Genomic DNA, 2,911 nt, shown 5'->3' on the forward strand with positions numbered 1-2,911 from the left:
CGGTGAACACGGAGGGCAAGGCCTGGCGTGCGCTCGCGCGTTCGCGCTGCATCACGTCCTGCGCCGCCATCGTGGCCTGCGCGGCGGCGGCACTCGCATTCGTGAGCGCACCGACGTTGACCGAGGCCACCACCGGCAACCCGGCCGACTCGCCCTTGACCTGGATGTTGGCCGCGTTGACCACCTGCAAGGCCGCGAGATTGACGTTGCCCGACACGCGAATCCCTGCCTCGCCCGCGTCGATGGTCCCGAGAGGCGCGATCAGGTCCACGTCCCCCGGCGGCACTTCCGGAATCGGATCGAGCGTCGCGATGCCGGCGCCCGTGCTCGGCACGTTGGGCGAGAGCTTCACGTTGCCCAGCGTGTCGTACTCGCGCTTGGGCGGCGTGTAGACCAGCGTGGTCTTCGAACCGCGCCCGGCATTGATGTCGCCCGTGGCCGACCAGCCGAGGATGTCGCCGCCGAAGGTGGTCATGATGCGCGACAGGCCCAGCAGGATGCTGCCCTGGCTGTAGATGTCGATGCTGCCCTCGCCCTGGGTGATGAGGCCGGCGGGGCTCACGCTTCCCACGCTCGCCGGGGTCACGCCCTCCACGCCGACGATGGTGCTGCCGCCCGGCGTCAGGGTCTGGATGTCGCCGCCCACCACGGTGCGGATGCCGGCGTTGCCGTTGCTGCCCTGGTAGAGCGTGAGGCCGCCCGCGCGCGCGATCGGCTGCCCGTTCGCATCGCGTTCGGGGAACAGCGCCGCGATCGCGTTGCGCCCGCGCAGGTAGCTGCCGTAGCGCTTGCTGTCGGGGTCGTTGTACTCGCGCCCGCCGGCCGTGAGCTCGGCATAGAACACCGCGCGCACGAACACGCGCTGCTGCTCGGGCGGCAGCGCCTGGAAATGCGCCAGTCCATCGGCCGGCGACGAAGCCGCGTAGCCGAAGCGTTCGCGCAGCCATTGCGCGAGCTCGGCGTCGTAGGTCTTCACCACCTTGCCGGGCTGGTCGGCCAGCGCCGCCGAGGGGGCGATCACGCGGGCCGGGTCGAGGTACTGCGCCGCGAAGCCCGCGAAGTCGCTCGCGCCCTGCCCGCGCGGGCCGACGCCCAGGCCCGCCTGCACCACGATGTCGGCACCGGGGCGTCGGTCGCCGAGCGCGATGGCGCCCAGGCTGGTCAGGCTGGCGCGGTTGCCCTGGTAGACCTGCCCGCCCGCCGACACCTCGAGCGTGCCGGGGCCGGCGATGCTGAAGTTGGTGTAGAGGATGTCGCCGCCGGCCGCGATCATCGAGATCTCGGCCGGGTCGCTCTGCACGATCAGGCCGCTGCTGTTGACGATGTCGCCGCCGGCCAGGATGCGCAGCGGCTTGGAGGCCAGGTAGGTCGGGATCGGCGCCTCGCCGTTGCCCAGGCTCACGTTCTGCAGGCTGCCGATCTGCACCGCCAGCACGTCGCCGTCGACCGCATAGATGTGCGAGGCCACGCCGGTGCCGGCCGTGCTGGCGTCGCTCACGGTGTTGAGCCCGAAGTTGAACAACGTGCCGCCCGTGCCGATGTGCGCGGGAATGTAGTCGGCGAAGCTGTTCTGGTACATCGCGTCCCACTCGTACTGCTGCAGCTTGCTGGCGTTCCAGTAGTTGGTGGCGGCCAGCGGGTTGCTGGGGACGTCGCGCAGCATGCGCCAGCCCGGGCGCAGCGGCGTGACCATGCTCGACAGCGCCGTGCCCAGCGGCCCGATCGGGTTGTGCCCGAAGGTGACGGAATTGGTCGCGTCGCCGCTCACGAGGTCGCGCGCCAGCAGGTCCAGATGGCCGACCGGCGACGGCATCATCTGGCCGGCACCGGGGCTCTCGGTCGCGTAGTAGATGCTGCCGCCGGCCGCCACCGCGCTCAGCGTGGCCGGCATGATGTTCGTGCTGCTGCTCACGTCCTGGATGTTGGTCACGGGATCCATGTTCGGCATGCCGAAGGGCGAGACGTTGCCGCCCGCGGAGAACAGGTCGAGCGCCGTGCGGTCGGTCCACAGCGTGAACCAGCTGGCGGTCGGGCCGCTCAAGCTGCCGTTGCTGGCCTGCGTCTCGACGCGCTCGCCCGCGCGGCCCGCATCCACCACCGCGCCGATCGCGAGGTCGCCCAGCGTCTCGATGCGCAGCACGCCGTCGCCCGGCGCGAAGTTCACGACGCCGTCGCGCTGCCCGCTGTAGGGCGTGTGCGGGTCGACCGCGCGCGGGTCCTGGCTGTTGGGCGTGGCGAAGTTCTTGAGCACCACGCTGCCCACGTCGGCGGCCGCCATGCGCGTGTCGCCGCGCAGGTTCGCATACAGGCCGGTGCGGATCTGCCCGCCGGCCGAGACGTCGAGATTGCCGCCACCGGTCTGCGTCAGCACGCCGCCGTCGGCGACGCGGCCGGTGCTGCCCACCGCGACCAGCAGGCCGCGCGTGAAGGAGCCCGTGGTGCCGATGTTGCCGCCCGCGTGCACGCTGGCATTGCCGCCGCCGAGCGTGCCCATGCCGGCGAAACCGCCGAAGCCCAGCCGCGGCTGCGCGAGGGTCGGCCAGCCGTCGATGGCATAGCTGCCGAAGTTCAGGCCCCAGGCCGTGCGCTCGCCGATCTCCGCGCCGCCCTGGCGCCACAGCCACTCGCCGGTCGACAGGGTCTCGGGCTGCAGGTAGCCGAGGATGTCGCCCTGCGCCGAGAGCGTGAAGTCGCCGCCGTTCTCGGTGAACCACAGGCGCTGCACGGGCAGCGTGCGCTCGTAGTCCGCGTTGCCCGCGCCGAGCACGCTGCCGTCGGGCAGCCTGGCGCGCGGCGCGTTGTAGCCCGAGTCGTTGCCGGTGCCGGCCACCGAGGTGCCCGCGGTGTACACGCCGAACAGCGACTCCTGCCGGTAGCTGCCGCCGGCGTAGAGCTCGAGGTCGCCGGTGCC

The 2,911-nt window shown here is 71.9% G+C and carries 1 protein-coding gene; it reads right to left on the reverse strand.

What is annotated here, in order from left to right; translation table 11 throughout:
* Window positions 1-2,911: filamentous hemagglutinin family protein (locus AC27VN_RS37790; protein WP_490879974.1), on the reverse strand; the 2,911-nt coding region annotated here is incomplete at both ends.

It is taken from the genome of Variovorax sp. 20P10.2.4 (assembly GCF_058244205.1).